Origin of the sequence: Pseudomonas sp. WS 5532 (genome assembly GCF_012985445.1) — a bacterium.
GTDB lineage: Bacteria > Pseudomonadota > Gammaproteobacteria > Pseudomonadales > Pseudomonadaceae > Aquipseudomonas > Aquipseudomonas edaphica.
Window position 1 is genome coordinate 1 of record NZ_JAAQWK010000051.1, and the last position, 1,470, is coordinate 1,470.

Annotated in this window: 1 protein-coding gene; it reads left to right on the forward strand. The window is 54.6% G+C overall.

Going from position 1 to position 1,470, the window contains the following annotated elements; genetic code table 11:
* Positions 1-114 precede the first annotated feature (114 nt).
* Entirely contained in the window at positions 115-1,422 is a 1,308-nt protein-coding gene (locus HBO23_RS33540; protein WP_170040993.1) for an IS4 family transposase, read from the forward strand.
* Positions 1,423-1,470: the final 48 nt, after the last annotated feature.

Genomic DNA, 1,470 nt, shown 5'->3' on the forward strand with positions numbered 1-1,470 from the left:
AGCCATGCCTTTCAAGGTCTTGGTTTAAAATCCCCTAATCAATTCAGTCAGGACGACGAAGCTATGTGGGAAAAGGTTTTAGAACGGTTTGAAAAACAAGCACCAGCCAGTGTCATGACCAAGCTGGTCTTGGAGCAGGCCGTAGATGCCAAGTGGGTAGACAAGGTGTTCGATGATCATCGCCAGCGTCAGTACTCCCGTGAGCTTTTGTTTTCAACCGTTGTTGAGCTGATGTCCCTTGTTTCATTGGGCTTGAGGCCGTCATTACACGCGGCGGCGCGCAAGATGGAGGGCCTTTCGGTCAGCCTTGCAGCCCTCTATGACAAGATCAAGCGAACCGAACCCGAGCTTCTGCGCGCCCTCATTTCGGGCAGTGCCGAGCGTTTGATACCGACCGTAGAAACGCTTGGCCATTCATCGATCCTTCCCGGTTGGCAGTTGCGTATTGTTGATGGCAACCATCTGCCGGCCACTGAAAAACGTCTAGGTGCTCTGCGCAATGAGCGCGGCGCAGCACGCCCAGGATTTTCAGTAGTTGCCTACGATCCGGATCTGGATTTAGTCGTTGATCTTCAGCCGTGGGAAGATGCCTACGCCAGTGAGCGAGTCAGTGTTTTACCGCTACTGGCCCGCGCATGCGCGGGCCAGTTGTGGATGGCTGACCGGCTCTATTGCACGCTGCCCGTCTTGCAAGCCTGCGAGGACACGGGGGCTTCGTTCATCGTTCGCCAACCCAGCAAACATCCACGACTCGTCCAAGAAAGTGAGTGGCAAGATTCAGGAGCAGTCGATAGCGGCACCGTTCGCGAACAAATCATCGAAGTGACCAGTGGCCGCCGCTGGAGACGCGTTGAATTGAGCCTGCAAACAGCGAATGACTCAGGTGATGTGGTGATGTGGTTCTGGAGCAATTTGCCCGACACCATCAGTGCTCAACAGATAGCTGATTTGTACCGTCGTCGCTGGAGTATTGAAGGCATGTTCCAACGCCTTGAATCGGTACTGGAGAGTGAAATCACAAGCTTTGGCAGCCCGAAAGCCGCGCTGCTGGGCTTTGCCTCGGCGGTGCTGGCTTACAACGTTTTATCGGTTCTCAAACGTAGTGTTGAGCAGGCGCACCGGGAAACACAGCCAGAGGGTTGGGAAGCTTCGATTTTCCACTTGGCGGTGCATGTTCGCAGTGATTATCAGGGTTTGCAGATCGCATTGCCTGCGGAAAATTTCCCCCTTGAAAAGACCTCGCAAGGGCTGGCAGAGCGATTACTGGCCCTGGCGAGGTTGATCAAACCCAAGTCCGTCGCAAAGAGCCCTCGCGGCGCCAAAGTCGCTAAACCCAAGGAGTGGCTGGAAGGTAAGGCGGCACGGGCGCATGTCTCAACAGCTCGGGTGCTTAAGGCTGCCAAGGCGGATAAACAGGCCTAAACATGACGTTAAACGGACTCTTAAACATAGACCTTGAAAGGCATGGCT